Origin of the sequence: Priestia megaterium, assembly GCF_046599315.1 — a bacterium.
Taxonomy (GTDB): domain Bacteria; phylum Bacillota; class Bacilli; order Bacillales; family Bacillaceae_H; genus Priestia; species Priestia megaterium_F.
Window position 1 is genome coordinate 50,967 of record NZ_JBKIKC010000013.1, and the last position, 25,346, is coordinate 76,312.

Consider the following 25,346-nt stretch of genomic DNA (forward strand, 5'->3'; position numbering starts at 1 on the left):
TTTATGTTTAGTAGCGACAAATACAACTTTGTTCATTAATTATTATTAGAGAACTATCCTAGGTTTTTTGAATCAAATTATTAAAGCTTAATAGGAAAGCAATTAATTAAATTATATTTGAGAAACAACCTAAATTATTAATTTATGCAGAAAAAGAAGAAGGCTAGAAAAATGTACGTTCTAACCTTCTTCTTTCTTTATTTTTATAAAGATTTTATTATTATTTCTTGATGCTAAGTAAAGCTATTGCATCATGTAAATGTATAGATTCCTCATTCCTGCATTCTACGTCAAACCTTTTAATCCACTCTATTTCATATAAATCTGCAGCTACAAGACGTACTATATCTTCTACAAATCGAGGATTTTCATATGCTTGTTCTGTTACAATTTTTTCATCTGGTCTTTTTAATATAGGATGAATATACGCACTGGCATTTGATTCTGCGGCATGTAATAAAACTTGCTTCCAATCTATATCATCCCTGTAATCTGAAGAAAGTTGAGCATTCATTGTTACGTACCCACGCTGATTATGAGCACTATATTCACTGATTTCTTTTGAACAAGGACATAATGTTGTAATTCCACAAGTTAAACTAACTTCGTCTTTAAATCCATGTTTTTGAGTATAATTAATTTTTATTTTTGCTTGCGTATGGTTCAGTCCGGTTAAATCTGAAGAGGGACCTTTACGTTCATAAAACCATGGAAACTCTACTTGAAGTTGAGTTTCTTTTTGTTCTAGTCTTTCTGATAACGTTTTTACAAAATCGTGAAGAGTAGAAAAATCTAATATGAACCCTTGACGTCTGTACTGTTCTAATTGCTCTACAAAACGACTCATATTTGTTCCTTTTCTATCATAAGGAAGGCTAGAAGTTAAGGTAAATGTCGCTATAGTCGTTTGTTGATTTGGAAATAATGAGCTATGTATATTAACAGGTTGTTTTATGTTGCTAATTCCTACTTGATTTATGTCAAATAAAAATTTGTTTTTTTGATTTTGTAAATCTTTCATCCCATTTTTTGTAGTGGGTTTAATTTTTGCACCTGGTGGCACAGAGCCAAATAATTTATGTCGTTCTTCTTTAGAAGGCAGTTTAATAATCATCTTCTCATCCTATCAACATGTTATTGCAATTAATAAAATTTATAATCTTAAATAACTTTATTAAAAATAAAATAATTATTATAAAGATCCCATTCCTTTTTTATATTAACAGTATCGATATGTCCAAGATTTAGAAAGTAAATCTAATCAAACTGTTTAAACTCCTTTTCATTGTTTAACTTTGAAAATCTTGTTTCTTCGTCAAGGTAGATCCTACTCTCAGTTGCTCCGTGTTGACCACAGTATTTTCCTAGGTAAGGGGTAGCTTCATTATCTAAGGAAGCTAATACTAGCTGACATATGCGTCTCCCAGCTTTCAACTGAATAGGTACATGGTTAGCATTGTAAAGTTCTAACGTAATATGACCTTCAAAACCAGGATCTACCCATCCAGCGTTTTGAATAAATAGCCCTAACCTCCCTATAGAACTTCTTCCTTCTACAAAAGCAGTTAGATTATTTGGTAACTTTATATACTCCATTGTGGTACCTAAAATAAAGGAGTGAGGCGGAATCATGATAACGTCCTGATTAATTTCTCTATATTCCGCCGGTTTATCGAATGAAATCATGGAAGTGATGTGCTCATTAATCGTAAGAAAATGCGTTCCTAATCGTAAATCAATAGAAGCTGGTTGTATTTGAGAGTTAACAATTGGTTTAATATCCAATTGTTGAACTTCCAATTTCTCTAAAATCGTCTTGCCAGTTAAAATCACAATTTCCTTTCCTCCTAAATAAAAATTTTCTTTGGTTTAGTTAATTAAACTAATCATATTTTCTGGATACTCTTGTCATATAAATAACAGATTCGTTTTTCATATGAACAAGAGTACATTTCCCGAAAATAAATCGTAATCATTACGTTTAATGTAATGCTAAAAAAATATCTTTTAAAAGTCAACTATATTTTTTTCCCTGTTTCTTTAGAATGTATTAACTACGTCTCTTTGTTATTTGCATTTGAACCACAAGTAGGATATTATAACAAAGTATAAATAGTAATGATTACGATTTAAAAATAATATATATCTTTTAATTAACCAAAACAAGCAAAACAAAGAAAGGATGTATTCTGTTGGCAAAAAAATCTAAAGTAGTAAAAGAAAAGAAGCGTCAAGAACTAGTCAAAAAATATGCTGAATTACGAAGAGAGTTAAAAGAAAAAGGTGACTATGAAGCTCTTCGAAAGCTACCAAGGGATTCGGCACCGACTCGCCTACACAATCGTTGTGAACTAACAGGAAGACCTAGAGGATATTTAAGAAAATTTAAGATGTCTAGAATTGCTTTTAGAGAATTAGCACATAAGGGTCAAATTCCAGGAGTCAAAAAATCTAGCTGGTAAATGAGGTTCAAGAAATATAAAGAAAAAAGAGAGTAATAATTAAATTTAAATCGTAATCATTACTATTAATTTGTAGGAGGAATGAATATGGCAACATGGGACTTGAGCAAAACTAAACATCACGTGCTCATTTGTAACGGAAGTAGTTGCAATCAAGTTGGAGCAGAGAAGTTAACTCAAGCTATTCGGAAGGAGATTTCGGATCAAGATCTAGATGAATTCATACATACAACTCGTACGCGATGTAATGGGCGGTGTCATGATAAGTGTGTAGTTGTCGCGTATCCTAAAGGAACATGGTACAAAGATTTAAAACCAGAGGACACCAAAATATTTATTGATTCCCTTATGAACGGACAAGATGTGACGGGAAAAGTAAGTCATTTATTTAGTAATGAAGGCTTTCAGAGGACTGAGGGAATTGTAACTGGGATCTCCAAAGAGAAAGAAAAAGTAATGAAAGTATCAAAAAAACATTAAATGGAGGAATGTAACAATGGTATTAATGAAACCAAATAAGGTCCCTGTCACTATTCTAACAGGCTATCTAGGAGCCGGAAAAACCACTCTATTAAATCGAATATTGACAGAAAAACATAATCAGAAAATTGCAGTTATCGTAAATGAATATGGAGAAGTTGGAATAGACAATCAGCTAGTAATAGATGCAGATGAAGAAATTTTAGAAATGAATAATGGCTGTATCTGTTGTACAGTTCGTGGAGACTTGATTCGTATTTTAAATACACTTGTTTTCTCAATGGAACAAGGAAAAGTGAAATTTAATCGCGTTTTAATTGAAACAACAGGCTTAGCAGATCCTGCACCTGTTGCTCAAACATTTTTTATGGATAAACACTTGTCTGAAAAATTTGAGGTGGATAGTATTGTTACAGTAGTTGATAGCAAACATATCACTAAACATTTAGACAATTATGATGAGGCACAGGAACAAATTGCATTTGGCGATGTCATCATTTTAAATAAGACTGACTTGATATCTAGTGACGATTTAAATTCATTAGAACAGAGAATTAATCAAATGAACCCTACAGCCAAACGCTTGTACGCTCAAAATTGCAGTATAGATTTGAATGAAATTTTAGGAATTCACACATTTGATGTAGACCGAAAGATTGAAATTGATCCTCATTTCTTAGAAGAACATCATCATCATCATCATGACGATAAAGTATCATCTATTGCTTTTAGAGAAGAAAAACCACTTGATTTGGATAAGGTTAATCATTGGATGAGTTATCTTGTCCAAGAGAAAGGAGAAGATCTCCTAAGATATAAAGGAGTTCTTTATATCAAAGGTATGAAAGAACGAATTGTATTTCAGGGACTTCACATGCTCTTTTCTGGCAGACCTGACCGTAGATGGAAAGAAAGTGAGAGAAAAATAACTGAGTTAGTCTTTATCGGTAAAGATTTAAATAAAGAGGAATTAGAAAAACAATTTAAAAATTGTATAGCTAATTAAAAAATATATGGACTAGAGGTATTATACAATTTCATACTCGTTAAGGGTGTACTTTCTTAACTTTATCGAGTATGAAACGTATTGGAGAAACCATGATTATAACTTTTTTTTGAAAAATAGGCTGCCACGTGGCTTGTAAATAAATGCACTAATACACGTAGCTCATTCCCTTTTCTAAGCCTAGGTGAAATTGATGAAACGCCTAATAGTTATAAGTGGGATAAATGAAAAAATAGCAGATGAAAGTAAATAATCTATTGTTACGGTAATCATTTTTAAAAATTAAATTTTTACATCTTCATCCACAATTTATTTATATTATCCACAATAAAACGTAATTATTACTATTTATATTTTAATAATCTTTTAAAGGATGATATCTATGATTAAAGAACAATATATAACCCACTTACAAGAAAACGGGTATAAATGTACGCCTCAAAGAAACGTTATATTATCATACTTCTGTCAGCATAAAAATAAACTAATTTCAGCGAGTACAGTGCATAAAGATCTAGGGAAAGACAATTGGAGTATAAGTCTTGATACGATTTACCGGAGCCTTTCATTATTTTCAGATGTTGGTTTATTAGAATCTACTAGTCTTAATGGTAAAAGATTATTTGGCTTAAAAAATAAATTTGATCATCGACATATGTTCATTTGTACAGAATGTAGAACAGTAAAACCTCTTAAATTTTGTCCTAAGGGCATAGTTCAATCTTTTTTAAATGATTGTTTAATTACTAGTCATAAATTCGAGGTCTACGGTTTATGTCCAAGTTGTTGTAAATAATTATTTGACCTACTTAAAGAAAGGCTTTTAAATTATTGGCAGTCTTTCTTCAAGTAGGTTTTTATTTCTCTCTATTCTTAAGTAATTTCTCAAAAGCTTGCCAGGGCATTAAAGCACAATTGTACCTTGCAGGAAATTTATGAATATCTCCTAAACTAATTGCATCCTCTAACCGTAGGTCATCCATTACCTTTCCAGTCAGAATCATATCCTTCATAAGTATAGAGAGCTCCTCTATCTCAGCAATTGTCTTTTTTTTTGCTATATTAGTAAACATTGAAGAAGAGGCCATACTAATAAAACATCCTTCTCCTACAAATGATAAGTCTTCTATTTTATTTGCTTTGATCGTTGCATACATCGTTATTACATCTCCACAAGTAGGGTTTTTATAGTGTACTTTATGAGTATAACAGTCCGTTTTCCTGTGGTTTCTTTTATTCTTTGCATGATCCAATATTACCCGTTTATATAAGTCATTAATATTCATTACTTCCCTCCTATAGCATCTGATAGAATTACTCTAAATAAGCAGAGACTTTTTGCTTGGCATTTTGTTCTAAATTCTTTAACTCTTTCTTTAGTTTATCTAGATCAAAATCGGTCCCAATAAACACGAGATTTTTAGGGAATATTTTTTTCTGTGGGAATGAGTATGGGGATCTATATGAATATTGGAATAAATGAGTATGTGCTTGATCACCTTCAAACTGTAAGAAACCTTTTATTCGATAGATATTATTAGGTAAGTTTTTAATCCATTCATCAAATTCTTTTTTAATAACTGAGCCTTCAAACTGGTAAGTCATGGTTTGAATATGTAAATGGTTATGGACATGTAGTTCCTCATGAGCATCACCACAGGAACGGTTGGAGTGATTAATTTCCTCCAATGACACTTGAGCATAAGTTGTTAAATTGATTTTAGCTTTAGGGTTAATTTTTATTATTTCTTTTTGGATAGATGTTTGTTCTTTATCTGTTACTAAGTCGCTCTTATTTAACAGAAGATAATCACTATACCTTATCTGTTCTACAAGGAGTTTTTGCAATGAGTGATTTAATTCATAACGGTCCATCCATCTCTTTAGGTCAACTACACTAATAATGGATTTAATATCAATAAATGGTGCAATAATAGGAGATAAACATGCATCTAATACTTCTAATGGATGAGCAACTCCTGTTGTCTCGATATAAATCACGTCAGGCTGATGCTGTTGATAGAGAGATAAAAGTTGAATTTCTAACTCATTTTTTAGGGTACAGCAAATACATCCATTTAAAAGTTCTTTTAATGGTATTTTCGTTCCAATAATATCTGTATCAACAGAATGCTCTCCAACTTCATTCAATAACACTGCTACTTTCCGGTTTTGTTTCCCCTCTTCTTTCAAGATGTTTTGCAATAAGGTAGTTTTCCCACTTCCTAAGAAGCCACCAAGTATAGATATATTGATTTTTTTCATCTGTTCTCACCCATTTCTTTGCTTCATCTACTTGATAGTACAATTATAATTATAACACTAAATCGTAATGATTACTATTATCTATTTTTATGATTTGATAATGAATAACCATCTAGTTATCTCCCTATTTAAAAGACATTTTAGAAGATTCCTTGCAGTTATTCTGAAGTTTTTGCATCAGAACCACTTTTATTACTAAAACACATAATAGTAGATGAGAAATTATCAAATTTATTTTTAAAAATTTTTTAGTTCTTCACTCTATAATTTTACATAGAAATATACAGAAACATAAAACAAATCGTAAATGTTACGTTTTATTTTTTATATCTCTTTATTTACTAGATTTAATTTTAATCACTAAATTTGAACTGCAATACTTATCTTAAAATGGAGGATTCCATATGAAACATTCTTACCCTTCATATAACCGCCCGCCTGCTCTAAGACAGTTCTACAAGTATTTATGGATTTTTTTTCTCTTACTCTTTCTCATAACTTTAATTATTCCTACTATGATTGTGTTTTCAGCAGGTAATGAATCTATTGCAATGAATAAATCCCTAACCTCTTCAATTTCACAAAAGTCTTCTGTAGTCACTGAAGACAACAAAATTTCTTCTGTTTCTGTTAATAAACATGTTTTACCTAAAGAATCTCCTTTATCTATAGGATGGGTAACAGAAAATAATAATAACTCGAGTACACACGAGTTATCTGCTTATCATAATCTTAAAGTCGTTTCTCCAGCATTAGTGTCTATTGACAATCAGTATAACTTACAAGTGAACTCTAACCTCTCTTTAATAAACACTATGCATACCCAAGATAAAAAAATATGGGCACGTTTTATCATTAATAATGATACAAAATCTAATGTTCATACATTTCTTTCTAATCCTAGTAAAACCCAAGAAATAATCAAAAGAATATACCAAGTTTCCCTTAATAACCAATGGGATGGTATCAATTTAGATATTGAGAACGTGCGTAGTCAAGATAGGGACCTTTTTTCACAATTTGTAAAAAGTTTATCTAATCTCCTAAATCAATCAAAGATTGTTCTTTCTATTGACCTACCTCCTGATTCTAAAGGAAGTAATAATAAATATGGACCATTTGATCATAAAATAATAGGGAATTATTGCGATTACATTATTTTTATGGGATATGATCAACATTGGTCAACAGACCCTGTACCCGGACCTGTAACATCACTCTCATGGCTAAAGGAAAATGTACAAGAGTTTACGAAAACTGGTATACCTCCTCAAAAAATGATATTAGGCCTTCCTGCTTATACAAGGGTTTGGCAACAAGACAAGAGTGGGAAGATTGTAAAGAACCCTGCCACTTCTGTTCAATATGTTAAGGATTTAGTTACTCAAAATCATCGAAATTTAACTTGGAATTCCACTTTGGGGGAATATTACACTTCTTATACTGCAAATAACAGAGTTTATCAAGTATGGCTCCCTACTGTTACATCCTTTAAAGAATATTTAGATCTAATTCCGCAGTATCATCTAGCTGGATCTGCTATATGGAGCCTAGATCTTATGGGCGCATCCTATTGGAATAAAATATTTTAACAGATAATAATATATGTTAAATTCAAAGGCTAATAAATATTGTTTATTATAATTTAAAAAGACCTTTCTATTCATATAGAAAGGTCTTTTATTTTATTATTATGTTCCATATACCTCTAGTATATTTGCTGTATCTAGATCTTGTCCAATTAGAACAATGCAAGGATCAATAACACCGTTTTGTGGTTGATCACTCACATCAATTTGATTAGAACTATATTGGAAATGATATAAACCTTGTTTTTTTTCTAATTTTACATATCCTTTAGCTCGAATAATACCTTCTGGAAGTGACTTTAACCAATGGCTTAATTGTTTTTTTGTAAAACTCGGCACTTCTTGAATAGTCATTGTTTTGATGCCTATATGGTGTTCATGGTGATGACTACAAGAATTTTCATGTTCATGTGTATGGTTATTGCACTTACATGTTTTATTATCTAAAACTGCTGAGCCTATGCGCTTTTCCAATAATACCGGAATATCAACCTTCCCATATGAAGCTTTCAAAACCTTTGTTCCATCAAGGCTATATTTTGCCAACTTTGTTTCTACTTTAGCCATTTGCTTGTCCGTTGCTAAATCTATTTTATTTAAGACAATTGTTGTAGCACCTTTAACCTGACTTTCAAGTAAATTACGAATTGTTTTTGACGTAAAAATACTTTGATTATCTACATACGTATTGGCATCAATTAAACTAATAACTGCTTGTAAATCAAAACACTTTAGTAATGAAGGGCTAGACATTGTTTCCACTAACTCAAGAGGATTTGCAACACCTGTTCCTTCTATAAGTAATATATCAACAGGCCCTTTTTCATGTTGTTTTACTACATTTATTAACGTTTTTTTTAAATCATCTTGAATCGTACAGCAAATGCAGCCGTCTAGTAGTTCAAATACTTGTTCATTTTCAAACAAATGGCTCTCTACGTTTACACTACCTAATTCATTTAAAATAATTGCGGGTTTTAAGTTTTTCTCTTTACAATATCTTAAGATGTTAATTAACAATGTTGTTTTTCCACTTCCTAAAAAGCCAGAAAGAATATAAGAAGGTATAGCTGTCATAATAATTCCTCCACATAAAAGAGTAATTGAAGATAGAGAATCTTCGTATAGGTATACATTCTAAAATCAAATCGTAATGTTTACGTTTTACTATACTACTTCTATCTTTATATGTGAAACGATATGTGGATAGACTAAAATATTTTAAATTAATGTATCTTTTTATGGTTTGATCGCATTATCATCAATACTACCTTCTGGACAATAAAACCAATAAGCAAAAGAACGACTAGTAACAATGTAATAGTTGCTCCAGGAGGTGTTCCCAGTTCATAAGAAGATGTAAGCCCTAAAAGGATACTAAAAAGTGCCATAGCAATCGCCACTAGAAAGACCATTGTAAAACCTTTTGATAATTTAATCGCAAAAGCTGCCGGTAGGACTAACAGCGCGGATACAAGTAGCACACCAATTGTTGGAATAATAACTGCTATTGCCATACCTACTAAAATGCTAAAAGATAATGAAAGTAAATGAACATTTACTCCACTTGTTTGAGCCGTGTCTTCATCGAAGGTTATTAAATACAACTGTCTTTTAAAAATAAAAAAGTATAAAAGGATTAGTACGGTAACGCCAGTCATAATATAGAGTTGTTCATTACTAATGGTCACAATTGAACCGAATAAATACTGTTCAATGTTAGTTGTCATACCGCCTTCTGTGATACTGAGTAAGAAAAGAGCAAAGGATAAGCCTGCTGCCATCAGTATGGCAATGGAGACCTCAGAATAAGTATGGTATGCTCTTCTCATGTACTCAATGCCAACTGCTCCGATAATAACGACTAAGAAGCTTGATAGTGTAACGTTAGAATGAATAAAGAAACCGATTGCCACACCAGCAAGAGAAATATGTGACAATGTATCTGCCATTAATGCTTGTCGTCTAAGCACTAAAAATACACCAAGTAAAGGTGCAATAATCGCAATTAAACTTCCTGCCCAAAATGCGCGCTGCATGAATTCCAAGTTAAACATTTCCATCCGCCTTTTTCACCTCTTTCTAGTCGAATAATTTTCGTTAAGTACTTTTCAACTTCGTCTTGTTCATGTGTGACCATCACAACTGTACGGCCATGCCTTTTAACTTGATGATCCATAAATTGATAAAATGCCTGGCGACTTTCTACATCCATTCCTGTTGTCGGTTCATCTAGTACTAACACATCTGGGTCTGAAGCGAGTACCCGTGCAATACAAACCTTTTGTTTTTGCCCTCCAGATAAATCGCCAATTTTATGATGTTTAAATTCCCACATACCCACCATTTTTAGTGCATCTTCTATCTTTTGATGATGCTTTACTGTTAGTCGTTTAAACCAATTTCCCTTTTCATATTGACCAGATCTTACTAACTCTATTACAGTGCTTGGAAAACCTGTGTTAAACGAGGCAATTTGTTGAGGCACATAGCCAATTTTTAGTTTTTTTCCTTCATGGTTAGTTTTATTGATTACAATTGTTCCTCGCCACGGCTTCAACAGACCCAGCATCAGTCGCAGCATCGTTGATTTTGACGCGCCGTTTGGACCAGTAACACCAACGAATTCACCACTGTCAATGGTAAATGAAACACCTTTTAATATAGGTGTATGTTGGTAACCAAATACGACATCTTTTAATGAAATAAGCTCCATATTTTTCTTCCACCTTCTAATTAAAACATGCGCCTTTAAGAAAAAGACGCATGTTTTTTATGATAGTTTACTCAGATAATGACTTTTGCAATTGTTTTAAATTGTTTTCCATGACTTCGATGTAGTCTAAACCCTGTTTTTGTTGTTCCTTGCTTAAACCCTCTAACGTGTTTAACACCTCTGTTTTCGCTCCTACTTCATCAGCCAAGGTTTTTGCTACTTTGGGAGATGTCAATTCTTCAAAGTAAATCGTTTTAACATGATGAGTTTGAGCAAATTTTTTCAATTCTGCTAATTGCGCTGCACTTGGCTCTTGTTCAGGAGAGAGTCCTGCAATTGGAACTTGTCTTAAACCATATTGTTTTGTAAGGTAACCAAAAGCTGCGTGTTGTGTTATTAATTCTTTATTCGGTACATTTTTTAACGTAGATTGGTATTTTTGATCTAAATCTTTTAATTGATTAATGTATTTTTCGCTGTTTTTCTCATAATATTCTTTGTTATCTGGATCTGCTTTTTCAAGTGCATTTGCAATGTTTTCAACTTCTTTTTGGGCAAGAACTGGACTCAACCATACATGTGGATCATAGGCATGTTCATTTTCTTTATGTGTACCTTCTTCATCTTCAACGCCATTCATTAATTCAATCCCTGTACTTGCTTTTACAAACATTGGTCCCTCACTATTTATACTTTTTTCAATCGATGGTTCCCATGTCTCCATATAAGGACTGTTGTAAACCACTACATCCGATTGCTGAATATTTTTCATATCTTTAGGAGAAGGCTCCCAATCATGTGGTTCTACCGTCGATGGAATGAGTAATTCCACATCTGCCTTATTTCCAGCTACCTGTTTCGTAAATTCGTACATAGGATAGAACGTAGTTGTCACATGAATTTTTTCATCTGTCGATGATTTATTTGTTTCGTTTGAACTCCCACTTTTAGTTGAACATCCGACCATAAGTGAAAAGCATGCTACTGCTACCACAGCTGTCGTTACATATTTCTTTTTCATGTAGATTCCTTCTTTCTAAAAAATTATAAATATGTACCTACACTAGATGTCGTCATTTTATTAGAGCAATCTTGCATTTACTGAAAATAAGTTCACCTAGTAAACTATTCAATAATAAATCGTAATCATTACTATTTTCAAGCTTTTTTATATATATTTTTTAAAAATATAAAGGTAAATATTTAGAAAAAAGGTTTTTAAACCATATTTTATGCTATTTATATTTAGTTTTTCATCAAGAAATTTAATTTTATTTACAAGGAAAGTTTATGTATTTTTACATTTACCTTGGAAGTATGTATAACATCTTTAAAAATTAGTCGCATAATCTACTCAAACTCTAGCATATAGTTCTAGTAAATGGAGGTGGAACGATAGGTTATGACAACTCTATCACAATTAAGTAAAGATCTAATAGGTGTGTTATTACTACTGCTTTTTGGTTACTGTTTTTTCTTTGTTGATATAAATACGAAAGATTTAGCTATTTCAGCATCTTTATTGAATGTAAATTCTATTTTTTTAAGTATTATACTTGAAGCCATCCCTTTTATTTTGCTTGGTGTATTTGCTTCTGCCCTTATTCAAGTATTTGTATCAGAAGAACTTATTCAACGCTTGATTCCAAAAAATCCGTATATCGCCCTTATGCCAGCTGTTCTTGTAAGTGCCCTTTTACCCGTTTGTGAATGTGCCATTATTCCGGTTATAAGAAGGTTATTAAAAAAAGGAATGCCACTTCATATTGGAGTGGTGATTCTAGTCGGTGCCCCCATTTTAAATCCAGTTGTATTTGCTGCTACTTTTTATGCATTCCAATCAAATATGTCTATAGTATACAGTCGTATAGGTTTAGCTGCTGTTGCTTGTATATTAATTGGTTTATCCGTTTACTTCTTTTTTCGAAATTCCAACCAGTTACGAGATGTATACGTTCATGAACATGAGGACGCAAAAGTAGGTAATAAGTTAAAACAAACCTTGTATCATGCTAGTGATGAATTTTTCGATATGGGCAAATATTTATTGTTCGGGGCGCTTGTAGCAAGTCTATTTCAAACCTTTTTAGATAGACAACTATTAACGAACCTTGCAAGCAATGACTATATGTCTTCTGCCGTTATGATGGGATTTGCTTATGTACTGTCACTTTGTTCAGAAGCAGATGCTTTTGTTGCTTCATCTTTTTCTCATACATTTTCACCTACAGCTCTTCTTGCCTTTCTACTATATGGACCAATGATGGATTTTAAAAACACCATTATGTTATTGTCCTTTTTTAAAAAACGTTTTGCATTTAGTCTGATTCTTATCATTACTGTGATTGTGTATCTTATCGTCATGACTTATGGAATAGTTAATAGATAGGAGAAGTGGTATGAAAAAAATTGATCAGCAATTTATCATTTATATAAGGGGAATATTACTAATTGGTTTTTCCCTCCTTATGTTTAAACTCATATTAACAGGTAAAATCATTCAATTTATTGCGCCTAAAATGATGCCTTTTATATTGTTTTCTTCTGGTACCTTTTTTTTGTTGGGAATTATACAAATTTGGCGAAGTAGTGTAAATAAGGATTTATCTTGTGAATGCGGTCATGATCATACGGAAAAAGGAAAAATTCGAACAACATTTATTTACTCTTTATTTCTATTACCTATTATGACGGGCTTTTTATTTTCAAATCATACACTTGACAGCTCAGTTGCAGTAAAAAGAGGAGTAAAGTTTTCAGCGAATGTCCCTGGCGAGCAACCAGCTCAACAAGGAAGCAATAAAGTTAAATCTATTAATTCCAAAGTAGAAGAATACACGAATAAGGTATTAGCTGGTGATTCAGAAGAAGTACCAAAAAATGTTCCCTTAGAGCATCAAAGTAATATTTCTCCGCCTGAAATCCCACCTAAAGGATTTTATAAATTACTTGAAAAAAAGCTACTAAAACAAAAGAGCATTAATGTAAATAATACAGATTATATTCCTGTGATGAGTATTATCGAAAATAATGTAGATCAGTTTATAGGCAAAGAAATTGAGGTCGATGGATTTGTATACCGTGAAAATGGATTTAAAGATAATCAATTTGTGATAGCTCGTTTTGGCATATCATGTTGTGTGGCAGATGCATCTGTTTATGGAATGCTATCAACTATAGAGAATGCCTCTACATTTAAAACAGACAATTGGGTTCATATAAAAGGAATAGTTAAAAAAGCTACGTACAATCAAGAGGATGTTCCATATATTCAAATTCAACAGATTGAGTCCATACATCAACCTGATAACCCATACGTATATGAACTTTATCAAGATGAACAGCTGATAGGCCCTGGTGAATAGAAAGCATTCTATGATAGATTTACTGTTAAGGATAAGCTATACACCATTAAAACAGTTATATACTTAGATTATTGTGTTAAAGTCCTGCAAAATTTATGATTGGAAATGAAAGTAAAAAATTGTTAAACTGTTTTTCACCATTCTTTCATTTTTTTATGGTAAAGTACAAATGTAAAAAGAAATGTTCATGTAAATATTAAAGGATATTTGTATAAAAAAATATGATATCCAAAGATTTATTTGAATTTACATTTTTAAATAATATGGTCTTTAAGGTTTTGATTAAGCTCACTCTCCTAGAGACTACTAGTTGTTTATGTTATAAATATATTTTTTTATTACGGCTATTGTATATATTTATTTTTTTTTTTGAGATTGTCCCCTTTAGATAAATAGTGTAATATCACTGTTTGTAAGTGATATTACTTTCTATTTAAAGGGGCTTTTTCTATGTTTAAAAACAAACAGAAAATTCGAATATAAAGCAACATGATTATTTCTTAGTTGGAGTGAGTATAATGAGTTCATCTCTTTTACAAATGAACACCATTTTTATTAGTATCCTAATTGAAGCTCTACCTTTTATATTATTAGGTGTAATTATTTCTGGTATTATTCAAATTTTTGTAACGGACGAAATGATGGCAAAAGCTATTCCTAAAAATAAATTTGGCGCAATTGTTCTAGCAAGTGTAATTGGAGCTTTATTTCCAGCTTGTGAATGTGGAATTGTCCCTATTACAAGGCGTTTAATGGCAAAAGGTGTTCCCTTATATGCTGCTATTCCGTTCATGTTAACAGGGCCTATTATTAATCCTGTTGTCCTATTCGCGACATTTGTCGCTTTCGGTAACGATTGGAAAATCATGATTGAACGTGGTGTTGTTGCCTTTCTTGTATCTTTAATAGTAGGTTTAATTTTAGCCTTTCAATTTAAAACACCACAAGTTAAAAATGAAATACATGTACACACTGCTTCCAAGAAGATGAGTGAAAAAATAGGAGATGCTCTTAAACATACTATTGATGAATTCTTTTCTGTTGGGAAATTTGTCATTATCGGTGGGTTAATCGCGGCCGCCATGCAAACTTATGTGAAGACCTCCACCCTCATGGCTCTCGGGCACGGAGCAGTATCTTCAAACGTAGTTATGATGGGTTTATCTTATATTTTATCGTTATGTTCTTCAGCTGATGCCTTTATTGCTTCATCATTTCGAAGCACATTTAACGATAGTGCAATTATAGCCTTTCTAGTATTTGGCCCTATGTTTGATATAAAAAATACATTAATGATGTTGAGTCAATTTAAGACAAAATTTGTTTTCTCACTGTTTGCATACGTGTTTATTCTGGTACTAGTCCTATCTCTATTAATCGTTCATTAAAAAGGAGGGACATTTATGTTTAGAGTTTTAATCTTATTAGGCTTTACTATGATATTTATGCATCTTCATGCTACTGGAGATATATCAAAATATATAAACATGAAATATTCATGGATTTCATTCAGCACCATTTTCTTACTATGGTTTCTAACCATTGCAGAGTTAGTGTTTTATATGACAGGAACGGATGAAAAGGATCATGATCATGACCATAATGGTGACTGTAGCTGCGGTCATAGTCATGAATCATCAAACAAGTGGAAAAGACGGGCATGGTACCCTCTTTATTTCTTACCTGTATTAACCGTCTTCTTTTTGCCTGTTGCTACTCTTGATTCAAACATTGTTGAAGCAAAAGGATTTCATTTTCCTATTTATGATAAAAAAGACCCTTACTCATCGCATCAGTTTCTTCAACCGGATACGAGTTCATTTTATGGAGAAGATGCATACTACAAAATGATTCATAAAGATTTAAAAAAGTATTCAAAAGGAGATACCCTTAATTTAGAGGATGAAGAGTTTTTAAATGCTATGGAAACAATTTATCGATATCCTGGTGAGTTTACCGGGAAACAAATTAGTTTTAAAGGATTTATGTACCATACGAAGGAATTAAAAGACAATCAGTACTTTTTATTTCGTTTTGGTATTATTCATTGTATAGCAGATTCAGGTGTGTTTGGTATGTTAGTTCAATTTCCAGATGATGTATCATTTAAAAATGATGATTGGGTAACGGTAACGGGTAAAGTAAGTACGATGTATTATCAACCATTTAAAAAGACCATTCCAATTGTAAAAGTAACAAAAGTAAAACGTGAAGAAAAACCATCCGATCCTTATGTTTATCGTAATAATCAATAGTTGAAAAATCAGGTTAACATTTGTTAACCTGATTTTTTTATGGTATTTAACGACCTCTCTTTGGCGAGTTTCTTCTAATAGAAAGATATCTTATTTATTAATGTAGATCTAAAAGCAAACCTTACTCACATAAGGGTTCTTTCGCTTTCTTGGTTCCTTTAAGAGTGATTATGGTAACTAACTATGTATATCATATATCCACTGTTTACTTGTCTATATACTTAATTAATCCTAATTTTGCTGCTACGCGTAATAGTCTACGAAGATTTCTGGATAGAATCATCCATTCATTGGGATTAGAACGTTTTTTCCATTGATGTTTATACAAGATATATGTATAATATAAATCGTAATGTTTACGATTTATACAAAAGGAGTGTTATAATGAAAATTTTATTTGCAAAGGGGTTAAGCATAGTAACTGTTAGTTCATTACTAGCATTGCTGGGATGTCAGGCTCCAAGTTCATCCGAAAGTGAGTCTAATGAAACAACACCATCCTCATCTGTCTCAGAAGACTCTTCTAAAACGAAAGAGCAAACATCTAAAAGTGACACACATGAAAGTGAACACGAACACAATCATAGTCATGCACATGATAAAGAAACTGAACAAATTTACGCAGGCTATTTTAAAGACAGTCAAGTAAAGGATCGCTCACTTTCTGATTGGGAAGGGGACTGGCAATCTGTATATCCATATCTACAAGATGGTACTCTTGACGAAGTATTTTCTTATAAAGCTGAACATGAAGATGACATGACAGCTGAAGAATATAAGAAGTATTATAATAAAGGATACCAAACAGATACTGACCGTATCGTGATTCAAAAGAATACTGTAACATTCTTCAAAAATGGAGAAGAACATTCTGGTAAGTATATCTATGATGGGTATGAAATTCTAACATATGATGCGGGAAATAGAGGAGTAAGATACATATTTAAACTAGCAGAAGAAACTGAAGGGGTTCCTCAATATATTCAATTTAGTGATCATAGTATTTATCCGAATGAATCTAGTCACTACCACCTGTATTGGGGTGACGACCGTGAAGCTTTATTGGATGAAGTCATAAACTGGCCTACCTACTACCCATCAGAAATGGATGGACATGATATTGCCCACGAGATGATGGAGCATTAAATTAGGAGTCACGATGATTATTACTAAACTATTGAAAAAAAGGTTGTTTACTTAAACAGCCTTTTTTATATGTGATTCCACTATGTTAGTACCAATAAGAAACATTATGGTAACTAACTTTAGATAGCAAGAAATCAAAAGTTTATAGATCGCTGAAATTTGCATTGAATGACCTGTTATATGTAAAACTAAAGTTAATTCCCTCAGAGAGCGTTTCCCTGCAGATTATATATATTTGATGTTTTTCTTTATAAAAATAGTGGATTCTTCATTTAGTGAACAAATTATGCCCCTAAGAGGGCTACCTAATCAAGCTTGTTAATTGTTTCATTCTATTCATTCAGTATCCTTTAGGGATTATACTGAATAATGATAAAATACAACGTCCGTAAAAGTATACGTTTGTAGTTAACATAAAACGTATTTCTCGGCAGTCTATTAAATCGAATGTTTTACTAGATAAATTATTGAAAATATAAAGAAAGACAGCTCTAATATCTACTTTTGGTGTAGCATATCCTGTTTCATTTGCAAATAAATCGTTTATCATGGTCTCGTTCATATTTGTTTGTTCAGCTAACATTTTAATACTAATACTTCGTATAAGCCCAAAGCGTTCTAAATCATAGACATCTTTAGAATAAGTTAATCCTGCCTGGGCAATCGACTGAAGCAGCTTTGCCCAATCAAGCCATTTAGGTTCCATCATAACGTCTCCCCTTACTCTAAGAATACCTATTATTTTTTTAAGTATAAAGCGAAGTCCACTTTATATCATGGTGTTTCTTTATGTCAATGCTTGGATTTATTATTATTTTATTCCTTCGCTTAATAGATTTTTTAAAATTTTAAATTTACAATCTTTAATAAATTATTTAAAAAAACTTAACGACTACTTTACTCTAGTTTTCTATACTAATAAATGAATGAACGATATCTCTTTCATAGATTAATATATGTGAATAGATGAGCTCTATTTATACTTTGAAAGACATTCACATAATTACATAAAAAATGAGGAATTCCTGAAAACAATTAAATACATGTTGAAGGAATATAGGAGGACAATTTGATGGAGAGTAAACCATTAAATCGACGGATTTTTTTATCACGCATTGGAGCAGGAGCTACGGCTCTAGCGGTTGCTACTTCTGGTTTAGGTGTCCTAAGTGAGGCAGCTAATGCACAAACTGATAGCCTACTGCGGATAAAACCAAAAAAGACAGGCTTTAGATTTACACCAATTAAAGCTACGACCAAAGATGATGTAATTCTTCCAAAAGGATTTAAATATGATGTTGTAGCTGCTTATGGAGACATCATTAACCCTAAGAAAGATACATTTGGTTATAACAACGACTTTACTCTTTACTTTCCAATTAAAGCTAGTAACCGTGGATTGCTTTGGGTAAATCACGAATATACAAACCCCCTTTACGTGGAAGGGGCAAAAGTAAATGATAAGTATACTCCTGCCCAAATTGAAAAACTTCTTTATAACCAAGGTGGTTCAATTATTGAGGTATACTATGACAAAAAAGAAGATAAATGGAAAATGGATGCTACTTCAAAATATGCACGCCGTATATCAGGATTAACACGCTTTAAGCTTACAGGTCCTGCAAAAGGAGAAAAAGCTGTAGGTGGTGCAATTAATGTTCAAGGAACCTTTGCTAACTGTTCTGGTGGAAAAACATTATGGAATACCGTACTATCTTGTGAAGAAAACTTTGAAGATACGTCAAAAAATGCCGGATTAAACCCAACCCACTATGGCTGGGTCATTGAAGTTGATCCATTTGATCCAAATTTCCAGGTCCGTAAACATACGGCTTTAGGGCGTTTCAATCATGAAAATGCTTCAATGGGACTTGCTAAAGACCAACGCGTAGTCGTCTACATGGGGGACGATAAAAAAGATGCATGTGTATATAAATTTGTAAGTAAAGACAAATATAAGCCGGAGATGGGAAAGGCAAATTCCCGCCTTCTTGATAAAGGAACTTTATACGTAGCAGATTTTAAAAAAGGCAAATGGATCCCTCTAACTATTGAGGCAGTAAAAGCTGCTGCTGACGGGAAACCAGATTTACTGGAAAAATTCCAAACTCAAGGTGATGTTGTAACCAACTGTCAAGAAGCAGCAATTCTTCTTGGCGGAACACCAACAGATCGTCCGGAAGATGTTGAAATTTCACCATTCGACAGCACGATTTATATTGCTCATACCAATAATGACAAGCACGGAAATCTACATGGACATATTACTCGTTTCATAGAAAAAAATAATGATCATGGGGAAACTGAATTCGAATATGAGATTTTTGCAGCCGGCGGGCGTCAAAGTGGATTTAGTGCACCAGACAACTTAACGTTTGATAGTAATGCGAACCTGTGGACTGTAACAGACATTTCATCGAGTAGTCTAAACAAAGATGCATGGACAAGTTTTGGTAACAATGGTGTATTTGTTATCCCAACTGTGGGTGACGATAAAGGAGTTGCTTTGCAGTTTGCCTCTGCCCCAATGGAAGCTGAATTTACAGGTCCTTGCTTCACACCAGATGAAAAGACCTTATTTTTATCTGTTCAACATCCTGGTGAAGAAACAGAAGATCTCAGTAACCCTACAAGTACATGGCCGCACCGTAAGGGTGAAAAAGTGCCACGACCAGGAGTTATTGCTATTACAGGATTTAATTTCTAAGGAGGAAATCAATTGTTACAAAATATTGGTATACCAGGATTAATCCTAATTTTAGTCATTGCTCTTATCATATTCGGTCCATCTAAGTTGCCAGAAATCGGACGTGCTTTTGGCAGTACTTTAAGGGAATTTAAAAACTCTACTAAAGACTTAATGTCTTCAGAAGAAAAAGAGGAAAAGAAAGAAATAAAATAATGTGAGGGGAGATGTAAGCAGAATGCTTACATCTTCGCCTGTTTTTCAGAAAGGAGGAACAGTAGGTTGGATAATAAAGAAATGCTTTTTGTTGATCATCTTGAAGAATTAAGAAAACGAATTATCCTTACATTAGCCGCCTTTTTACTTTCTTTATGTGGCTCATTTGTTTATGTGCAGAACATATACGCATGGCTTATCCGTGACCTTGATCACGAATTAGCTGTGCTGGGGCCAAGTGAAATTCTCTGGGTATACTTTATGATCTCAGGCGTAGTGGCCATTGCTCTTACCATTCCAGTTGCTGCACACCAAATATGGTTATTCGTAAAACCGGCACTTTCTAAAAAAGAACGAAAAATAACGTTATCGTATATCCCCGGCCTATTTATCCTTTTTATTACCGGTTTATCTTTTGGTTACTTTGTTGTATACCCAACGGTACTTAGCTTTTTATTATCTCTATCTGAAGGACAGTTTCAAACCATGTTTACGTCTGAAAAGTATTTTAAATTCATAATTAATTTGACGTTACCATTTGGCTTTCTATTTGAAATTCCACTTGTTGTTATGTTTTTAACATCCCTTGATGTTATTAACCCTATGTTTCTTTCAAAAGCTCGAAAGTTATCTTATTTTCTGCTTGTTGTTGTATCGATTTTAATTACTCCGCCTGATTTTATGTCAGATATACTAGTTACTGTACCACTTTTAATTTTGTATGAATGCAGCGTAACCTTATCAAAAATTGTTTATCGGAAAAAGCTTAAACAGTCATCGAATAATGTCATTAAAATGAAGAAAACTTCTTAAAAAAACAAACTTCTTTTCTTAAGAAGTTTGTTTTTTGTTCAAATATGGGGTTATTCTAACTAGAATTTTAATTACCTATAAAATATGAATTATAATGTAAAAAGAAAAAAAGCCTTTGCTCTTACATACTAAGGTTGCTTTTTGACGAGTTTCTTCTATTTTTCTATTGACTAAACGTTCATTCAATAATAAGGTAATACTGAAAATTCAGTTAAAACAGGAGGGATTGCATTGGATTTATATTTCGAGATCACTGGCAATGGTCACCCTGTCGTTCTTATTCATAGTGGTGGGGCTGATTTAAGACAATGGACATTTTTAGTATCTCTTTTAGCTAAGAATTACAAAGTGATTGCTTTCGATGGTCGGGGGGCTGGCAAATCACCATCTCCTATAAAACATGCAAACTATGTTGAAGACGTACTGGCACTCATGGATCATCTGAAGCTCAATCAGGCAACAATTATAGGACATTCTATGGGTGGACAGATTGCAACTGATTTTGCTCTTAATTACTCTGAAAGAGTATCAAAGCTTGTATTAATTGCTCCTTCTTTGACTGGTTTTTCCTATTCAAAAGAGTTTGAACAATATCATAACAAAATATTGGAAAATGCTCCTGATATAGATAAGATGTTAGAACTTGCCCTTCATTCACCAACATATCAAGTCGTTATCGATAGTCCTCACAAAGATCTCACTGTTCAAATGCTTAGACACCATTTCGAGCGCATGCTTAAGTGGCCCACTGATTTCTGTATGAAATGGCCTCAGCCGCCAGGAATAGAACGATTAGGAGAATTGAATCCCAAAACTTTATTTATTATCGGCAAAAAGGACCTGGCAGATAATTTTCAAGTTGCCGGTTGTTTCCGTAAAGTTCCAAACATCCATTTTATCGAAATAAAGGATGCTGATCATATGCTACCCCTTACTCATTCTAAAGACTTATATCAAGAAATTACTGGTTTTATGGAGGATTGACGTTAAAATGCCACGTACACCCGAAGAGAATGACCGTATTCGCGAAGCATCCAAAGAAAAAATTCGCGTTGCAGCTATGGAGTTATTTATGAAACAAGGATATTATGCTACTTCTATAATGGATATAGCCAAACAGGCGGGCATTTCGAAAGGGTTAGTCTATAACTATTACAAAGGAAAAGAAGAGCTTCTTTCTGAAATGGTCGAGGCCAGAATCAGAGAAGTGGTTAAAGTAATGACGGAAGCAGTCGTCTTGGAGGCACCTAATGAGCAGCTTAAATATATAGTGAATGGTGCCATTGATAATATTCACAAAAACCCAGAAGTCCATCGATTCTATCTACACTTGCAAACTCAGCCAGAGGCTGATGAAGAGTTGATTAAACATAGTCATCTCCTTATTCAGGAAAACGCTAGACAGTTTGAGTTACAATGTAAAATATTCGAAAGAATGGGAGAACAAGAGCCACGGAAACGATCGTTGTATTTTTCATCTGTGCTACAAGGTATTATATTGATGATATCTACCTACCCACAGAAGTTTCCGATAGAAGAAATAAAGAAGCAGATTATAAGCGAGTTTTGTAACTAGTTTACGAAAAGAGCCTTTAGTTGTTAAAGGCTCTTTTTATATATCGCTTCTGATAAAATCCATTACGTAAACAAGAAACTCCTTTAGGCAAAAGGTCTGGAGGGTATTTTTATAGAAGTATAGTTAAGTTGACTACTGATACCTTGCGTTATGTCGATAATGAATAGTGAAGTAGGGGGAATTTCAAATGACACATCACTCATTGGAATTGTACGACTACCATGTATGGGCAAACAAAAAAATTTTCGACCGATTAAAAGAACTTTCTGAGGATATTTATGAAAAGGAAATTCAGAGCGTTTTTCCTTCTATATCAAAGGTGATGGCGCACATTTATGTCGTCGATAACCTATGGTTAGACTTTATGTCTGGTAAAAAATTTGATGAAGTATATGCGTTGGCTGATCAATTGAGAGAACAGATGGAAACGAAAAGAATCGAAGAAGTAGAAACGATGTTTTTCGATTTATCTGAGCAGTACAAAGCGTTTCTCGATCGTCAAGAAGATATGGAAACGGCCATTGTGCTTGAAACCCGATTTGCTGGACGACTCGTAACTCGTCTATCTGACTTAGTACAACATGTTGTCAATCATGGAACATATCATCGTGGCAATATCACAGCTATGTTGCGGCAATTGGGCCATCCTGGTGTTATGACTGATTATGTTTTATATTTATATGAAAGGGATACGAAAGAGTAGTTTTTCCTCTATTGAGGATATACTAAATGATATTCTTAACAAAGTTTAGAATATCTTTTATATAATCAGTTAACAAATCGTGTAATAAATGAAACTTTGCAAGGATTGGCTCAATTAAAAAGGCAACAAATCTTAACCTTTATAGATAATAAATAAAAAGAGAAAAGATACTTTAAGTACTCTTCTCTTTTTTTATGTGTTCCTATAAACAACATTATGGTGACTAAATTTGTATAACGTATAGAAGATTAAATATAGAGTGTAAATGGAAATATAATTGGTTAATAAATTACTTTTATGTAAAATAAAAGATATAATGGTATGGTTGAAAATAATGATCACATAAAGGGAAAGGATTGGTTAAAATTAATGTTAAAAAACATTTATTAATTTGTACGTGTATTTTGGGTCTGTCTACAGCAGGAGTTCTTATTCAAAGTACTATTCACTCATCATCTACTGAATCAAATTTAGCTTTGAATAAAGCTGTTGAACTTCATATAACAGCTGAGCAACAAAAGCAAGCAGAATTAAATAGTATTGGAGAAAATCTCTTAAAAAATAGTGAAAACCTGCAACCAGAGAATAAAGACGTCGAAATTCATGTAACAGCTGAAGAGCAACAGAAGATTGAGCAAATAGGAAGTTAAACAAAGAAAGGTTTAAAGTTACTTTATTATCGAAATAATCCCTTTGAGATTTTATTCCAAAGGGATTATTTTTATATTACCGATAATTGTGATTATGTTAACTAATTTTGTATATGGTATACAGCTTAAAAACAAAAAAACTTCCCACTGCACAAGGGAGGTTTTTTTGTTTAGAGCGATAGAGATTCTAAAGAGGACGATGCCTTACGGCGTCTTGAGTAGTTTGCTCAAAATACAAAGTTTTATGTATTTAGTCTTTAGAGTTAATTTGTTTTTTCAAACCAATCATTCTTTTTTGTCCCCATTCATACATCATTTCTACAATAGGTAACAATGTCATTCCGAGTTCAGTCATCGAGTATTCAACTCGAGGAGGAATTTCAGGAAAAACTTCTCTATGTATGATTCCATCTTCCATTAGTTCCCGTAACTGGTTTGATAATATCTTATGAGATATCTTTGGAAAGAGCCTTTGAAGGTCACTAAATCGATGTGGGCCTTCTACTCCTAAGTGCCATAAAATCACAACTTTTCATTTCCCACTAAAGATAGATAAAGTAAGTTCTTTTTCACAATTAAAATCGCCATTTAGTATCTTTTTTCTAATTTCTTCTCGCAATGTATCTGACATCAATCTCATTCTCCTTTTGTTATTACAATAGTAACCTTTTAGTAACCTCCGCACAATAAAGTGCGTTCTTCACAGGCTACAAAAGCCAAGTTAAACTATGTTTAGGTTTTAAATAATTTTTATATTTCAGGAGGAAGACATACAATGAGTAAGAAAGCACTATTTATTATACCACCGGAACGATTCAACGAAGATGAATTATTTCATCCAAAAGAAGCATTAGAAAATGAAGGTATTGAAGTAACAATTGCAAGTACAAAAACAGGTGAAACTATAGGAGATTATCAAGGTAAAGTAGAATCAACTACTCTTTTTACTGATGTTTCATCTAATGATTATGATGCCGTAGCTGTTATTGGGGGTTCTGGCACAAACGATTATTTATGGAATAATCAAGACTTACAAACTTACTTAAAACAAGCTTACGAGCAAAAAGTTCTTGTAACTGGAATTTGTGCAGGTTCAGTTTCTGTAGTTCAAACAGGTCTTCTGGAAGGACGAACAGCAACATGTTATCCAGTAGATATACAGATTAATCAATTAAAAGATAATAACGTAAAATATGTCTCAGAACATGTTGTCGCATATAACGACATCATTACTGGTGATGGTCCAGATGGTGCAAAAGAATTTGGTCAAAGTTTAGTAAAAGCTTTGAGATAATTTTTAAGTAACAAAAAGATTTTAATTAAGATAGAATTTTCTTTAGATAATAGTAAACCCTCCTTTTTTAAGGAGGGTTTACTATCGTTTAATTCCGATAACTCACATTATGGTACCTAAAGAT

Annotated in this window: 26 protein-coding genes and 2 pseudogenes; 18 read left to right on the forward strand and 10 right to left on the reverse strand. The window is 32.7% G+C overall.

What is annotated here, in order from left to right; translation table 11 throughout:
* Positions 1-220: 220 nt before the first annotated feature.
* Together folE2 and dcd are read right to left on the reverse strand one after the other, a co-directional pair.
* The gene (folE2, locus tag ACLHDF_RS24980; protein ID WP_413921266.1) at positions 221-1,114 is read right to left on the reverse strand and encodes a GTP cyclohydrolase FolE2; all 894 of its coding nucleotides are present in this window, start codon (positions 1,112-1,114) and stop codon (positions 221-223) included.
* A gap of 143 nt (positions 1,115-1,257) precedes the next feature.
* Entirely contained in the window at positions 1,258-1,833 is a 576-nt protein-coding gene (gene dcd, locus ACLHDF_RS24985) for a dCTP deaminase (protein ID WP_413921267.1), read from the reverse strand.
* Between the two features lie 359 nt (positions 1,834-2,192).
* Here dcd and rpsN point away from each other — a divergent pair, with 359 nt between their 5' ends.
* From rpsN to ACLHDF_RS25005, 4 genes are all read left to right on the forward strand, one after another.
* Complete coding sequence (rpsN, locus tag ACLHDF_RS24990) at positions 2,193-2,462, forward strand: 30S ribosomal protein S14 (RefSeq protein WP_061860288.1); 270 nt, start codon at positions 2,193-2,195, stop codon at positions 2,460-2,462.
* An 87-nt stretch (positions 2,463-2,549) separates the two neighbouring features.
* A complete protein-coding gene (locus ACLHDF_RS24995; RefSeq protein WP_413921268.1) occupies positions 2,550-2,942 on the forward strand; it encodes a (2Fe-2S) ferredoxin domain-containing protein in 393 nt (130 codons plus the stop codon).
* Positions 2,943-2,958: 16 nt separating this feature from the next.
* On the forward strand, positions 2,959-3,948 hold the full coding sequence (locus ACLHDF_RS25000) for a CobW family GTP-binding protein (RefSeq protein ID WP_413921269.1): 990 nt from the start codon (positions 2,959-2,961) through the stop codon (positions 3,946-3,948).
* Positions 3,949-4,330: 382 nt separating this feature from the next.
* On the forward strand, positions 4,331-4,744 hold the full coding sequence (locus ACLHDF_RS25005) for a Fur family transcriptional regulator (protein WP_413921270.1): 414 nt from the start codon (positions 4,331-4,333) through the stop codon (positions 4,742-4,744).
* 61 nt (positions 4,745-4,805) lie between these two features.
* Here ACLHDF_RS25005 and sufU read toward each other — a convergent pair whose 3' ends face one another.
* Positions 4,806-5,234, reverse strand: coding sequence for a Fe-S cluster assembly sulfur transfer protein SufU (gene sufU, locus ACLHDF_RS25010; protein WP_413921271.1), 429 nt, complete (start codon positions 5,232-5,234; stop codon positions 4,806-4,808).
* A gap of 28 nt (positions 5,235-5,262) precedes the next feature.
* A complete protein-coding gene (locus ACLHDF_RS25015) occupies positions 5,263-6,213 on the reverse strand; it encodes a CobW family GTP-binding protein (protein WP_413921272.1) in 951 nt (316 codons plus the stop codon).
* Positions 6,214-6,617: 404 nt separating this feature from the next.
* On the opposite strand from ACLHDF_RS25015, the gene ACLHDF_RS25020 reads away from it, so the two are divergent.
* Entirely contained in the window at positions 6,618-7,805 is a 1,188-nt protein-coding gene (locus tag ACLHDF_RS25020; protein ID WP_413921273.1) for a glycosyl hydrolase family 18 protein, read from the forward strand.
* Positions 7,806-7,904: 99 nt separating this feature from the next.
* On the opposite strand, the gene ACLHDF_RS25025 is transcribed toward ACLHDF_RS25020, so the two are convergent.
* From ACLHDF_RS25025 to ACLHDF_RS25040, 4 genes are all read right to left on the reverse strand, one after another.
* Complete coding sequence (locus ACLHDF_RS25025) at positions 7,905-8,879, reverse strand: CobW family GTP-binding protein (RefSeq protein WP_413921274.1); 975 nt, start codon at positions 8,877-8,879, stop codon at positions 7,905-7,907.
* Between the two features lie 149 nt (positions 8,880-9,028).
* Positions 9,029-9,865, reverse strand: a complete 837-nt coding sequence (locus ACLHDF_RS25030) for a metal ABC transporter permease (RefSeq protein WP_413921275.1) — start codon at positions 9,863-9,865, stop codon at positions 9,029-9,031.
* Positions 9,811-10,518 (reverse strand): metal ABC transporter ATP-binding protein, encoded by a 708-nt coding sequence (locus tag ACLHDF_RS25035; protein WP_413921276.1) that lies wholly within the window; start codon positions 10,516-10,518, stop codon positions 9,811-9,813. Before ACLHDF_RS25035 ends, ACLHDF_RS25030 begins: the two co-directional genes overlap by 55 nt.
* Before the next feature lie 67 nt (positions 10,519-10,585).
* Complete coding sequence (locus tag ACLHDF_RS25040) at positions 10,586-11,539, reverse strand: metal ABC transporter substrate-binding protein (protein WP_413921277.1); 954 nt, start codon at positions 11,537-11,539, stop codon at positions 10,586-10,588.
* 381 nt (positions 11,540-11,920) lie between these two features.
* Here ACLHDF_RS25040 and ACLHDF_RS25045 point away from each other — a divergent pair, with 381 nt between their 5' ends.
* The 5 genes from ACLHDF_RS25045 (at position 11,921) to ACLHDF_RS25065 (ending at position 17,284) form a co-directional block, all read left to right on the forward strand.
* Complete coding sequence (locus ACLHDF_RS25045; protein ID WP_413921278.1) at positions 11,921-12,907, forward strand: permease; 987 nt, start codon at positions 11,921-11,923, stop codon at positions 12,905-12,907.
* 10 nt (positions 12,908-12,917) lie between these two features.
* Positions 12,918-13,883, forward strand: coding sequence for a TIGR03943 family putative permease subunit (locus tag ACLHDF_RS25050; RefSeq protein ID WP_413921279.1), 966 nt, complete (start codon positions 12,918-12,920; stop codon positions 13,881-13,883).
* A gap of 518 nt (positions 13,884-14,401) precedes the next feature.
* Complete coding sequence (locus ACLHDF_RS25055; RefSeq protein WP_230184764.1) at positions 14,402-15,271, forward strand: permease; 870 nt, start codon at positions 14,402-14,404, stop codon at positions 15,269-15,271.
* Between the two features lie 15 nt (positions 15,272-15,286).
* Positions 15,287-16,138, forward strand: coding sequence for a TIGR03943 family putative permease subunit (locus tag ACLHDF_RS25060; RefSeq protein WP_413921280.1), 852 nt, complete (start codon positions 15,287-15,289; stop codon positions 16,136-16,138).
* Between the two features lie 384 nt (positions 16,139-16,522).
* Entirely contained in the window at positions 16,523-17,284 is a 762-nt protein-coding gene (locus tag ACLHDF_RS25065) for a ZinT family metal-binding protein (RefSeq protein WP_413921281.1), read from the forward strand.
* A gap of 484 nt (positions 17,285-17,768) precedes the next feature.
* Here the strand turns inward: ACLHDF_RS25065 and ACLHDF_RS25070 are convergent.
* Positions 17,769-17,990: pseudogene (locus ACLHDF_RS25070) on the reverse strand (NUDIX hydrolase N-terminal domain-containing protein); the annotation flags it as partial.
* 366 nt (positions 17,991-18,356) lie between these two features.
* Here ACLHDF_RS25070 and ACLHDF_RS25075 point away from each other — a divergent pair.
* From ACLHDF_RS25075 to ACLHDF_RS25105, 7 genes are all read left to right on the forward strand, one after another.
* Complete coding sequence (locus ACLHDF_RS25075) at positions 18,357-19,991, forward strand: PhoX family protein (RefSeq protein ID WP_413921282.1); 1,635 nt, start codon at positions 18,357-18,359, stop codon at positions 19,989-19,991.
* A gap of 12 nt (positions 19,992-20,003) precedes the next feature.
* Positions 20,004-20,186 carry a twin-arginine translocase TatA/TatE family subunit gene (tatA, locus tag ACLHDF_RS25080; RefSeq protein WP_412999988.1) on the forward strand — a complete coding sequence of 61 codons (183 nt, stop codon included), beginning with the start codon at positions 20,004-20,006 and terminating at the stop codon, positions 20,184-20,186.
* A gap of 66 nt (positions 20,187-20,252) precedes the next feature.
* The gene (tatC, locus tag ACLHDF_RS25085) at positions 20,253-20,999 is read left to right on the forward strand and encodes a twin-arginine translocase subunit TatC (protein ID WP_413921283.1); all 747 of its coding nucleotides are present in this window, start codon (positions 20,253-20,255) and stop codon (positions 20,997-20,999) included.
* 231 nt (positions 21,000-21,230) lie between these two features.
* Entirely contained in the window at positions 21,231-21,983 is a 753-nt protein-coding gene (locus ACLHDF_RS25090) for an alpha/beta fold hydrolase (protein WP_413921284.1), read from the forward strand.
* 7 nt (positions 21,984-21,990) lie between these two features.
* Entirely contained in the window at positions 21,991-22,575 is a 585-nt protein-coding gene (locus ACLHDF_RS25095; RefSeq protein WP_413921285.1) for a TetR/AcrR family transcriptional regulator, read from the forward strand.
* Positions 22,576-22,762: 187 nt separating this feature from the next.
* Positions 22,763-23,278 carry a DinB family protein gene (locus ACLHDF_RS25100; protein WP_413921286.1) on the forward strand — a complete coding sequence of 172 codons (516 nt, stop codon included), beginning with the start codon at positions 22,763-22,765 and terminating at the stop codon, positions 23,276-23,278.
* 356 nt (positions 23,279-23,634) lie between these two features.
* On the forward strand, positions 23,635-23,928 hold the full coding sequence (locus ACLHDF_RS25105; RefSeq protein ID WP_413921287.1) for a hypothetical protein: 294 nt from the start codon (positions 23,635-23,637) through the stop codon (positions 23,926-23,928).
* Positions 23,929-24,178: 250 nt separating this feature from the next.
* On the opposite strand, the pseudogene ACLHDF_RS25110 reads toward ACLHDF_RS25105, so the two are convergent.
* A pseudogene (locus tag ACLHDF_RS25110) lies at positions 24,179-24,559 on the reverse strand (winged helix-turn-helix transcriptional regulator).
* A gap of 144 nt (positions 24,560-24,703) precedes the next feature.
* On the opposite strand from ACLHDF_RS25110, the gene ACLHDF_RS25115 reads away from it, so the two are divergent.
* Complete coding sequence (locus ACLHDF_RS25115; protein ID WP_413921288.1) at positions 24,704-25,222, forward strand: DJ-1/PfpI family protein; 519 nt, start codon at positions 24,704-24,706, stop codon at positions 25,220-25,222.
* Positions 25,223-25,346 lie beyond the last annotated feature (124 nt).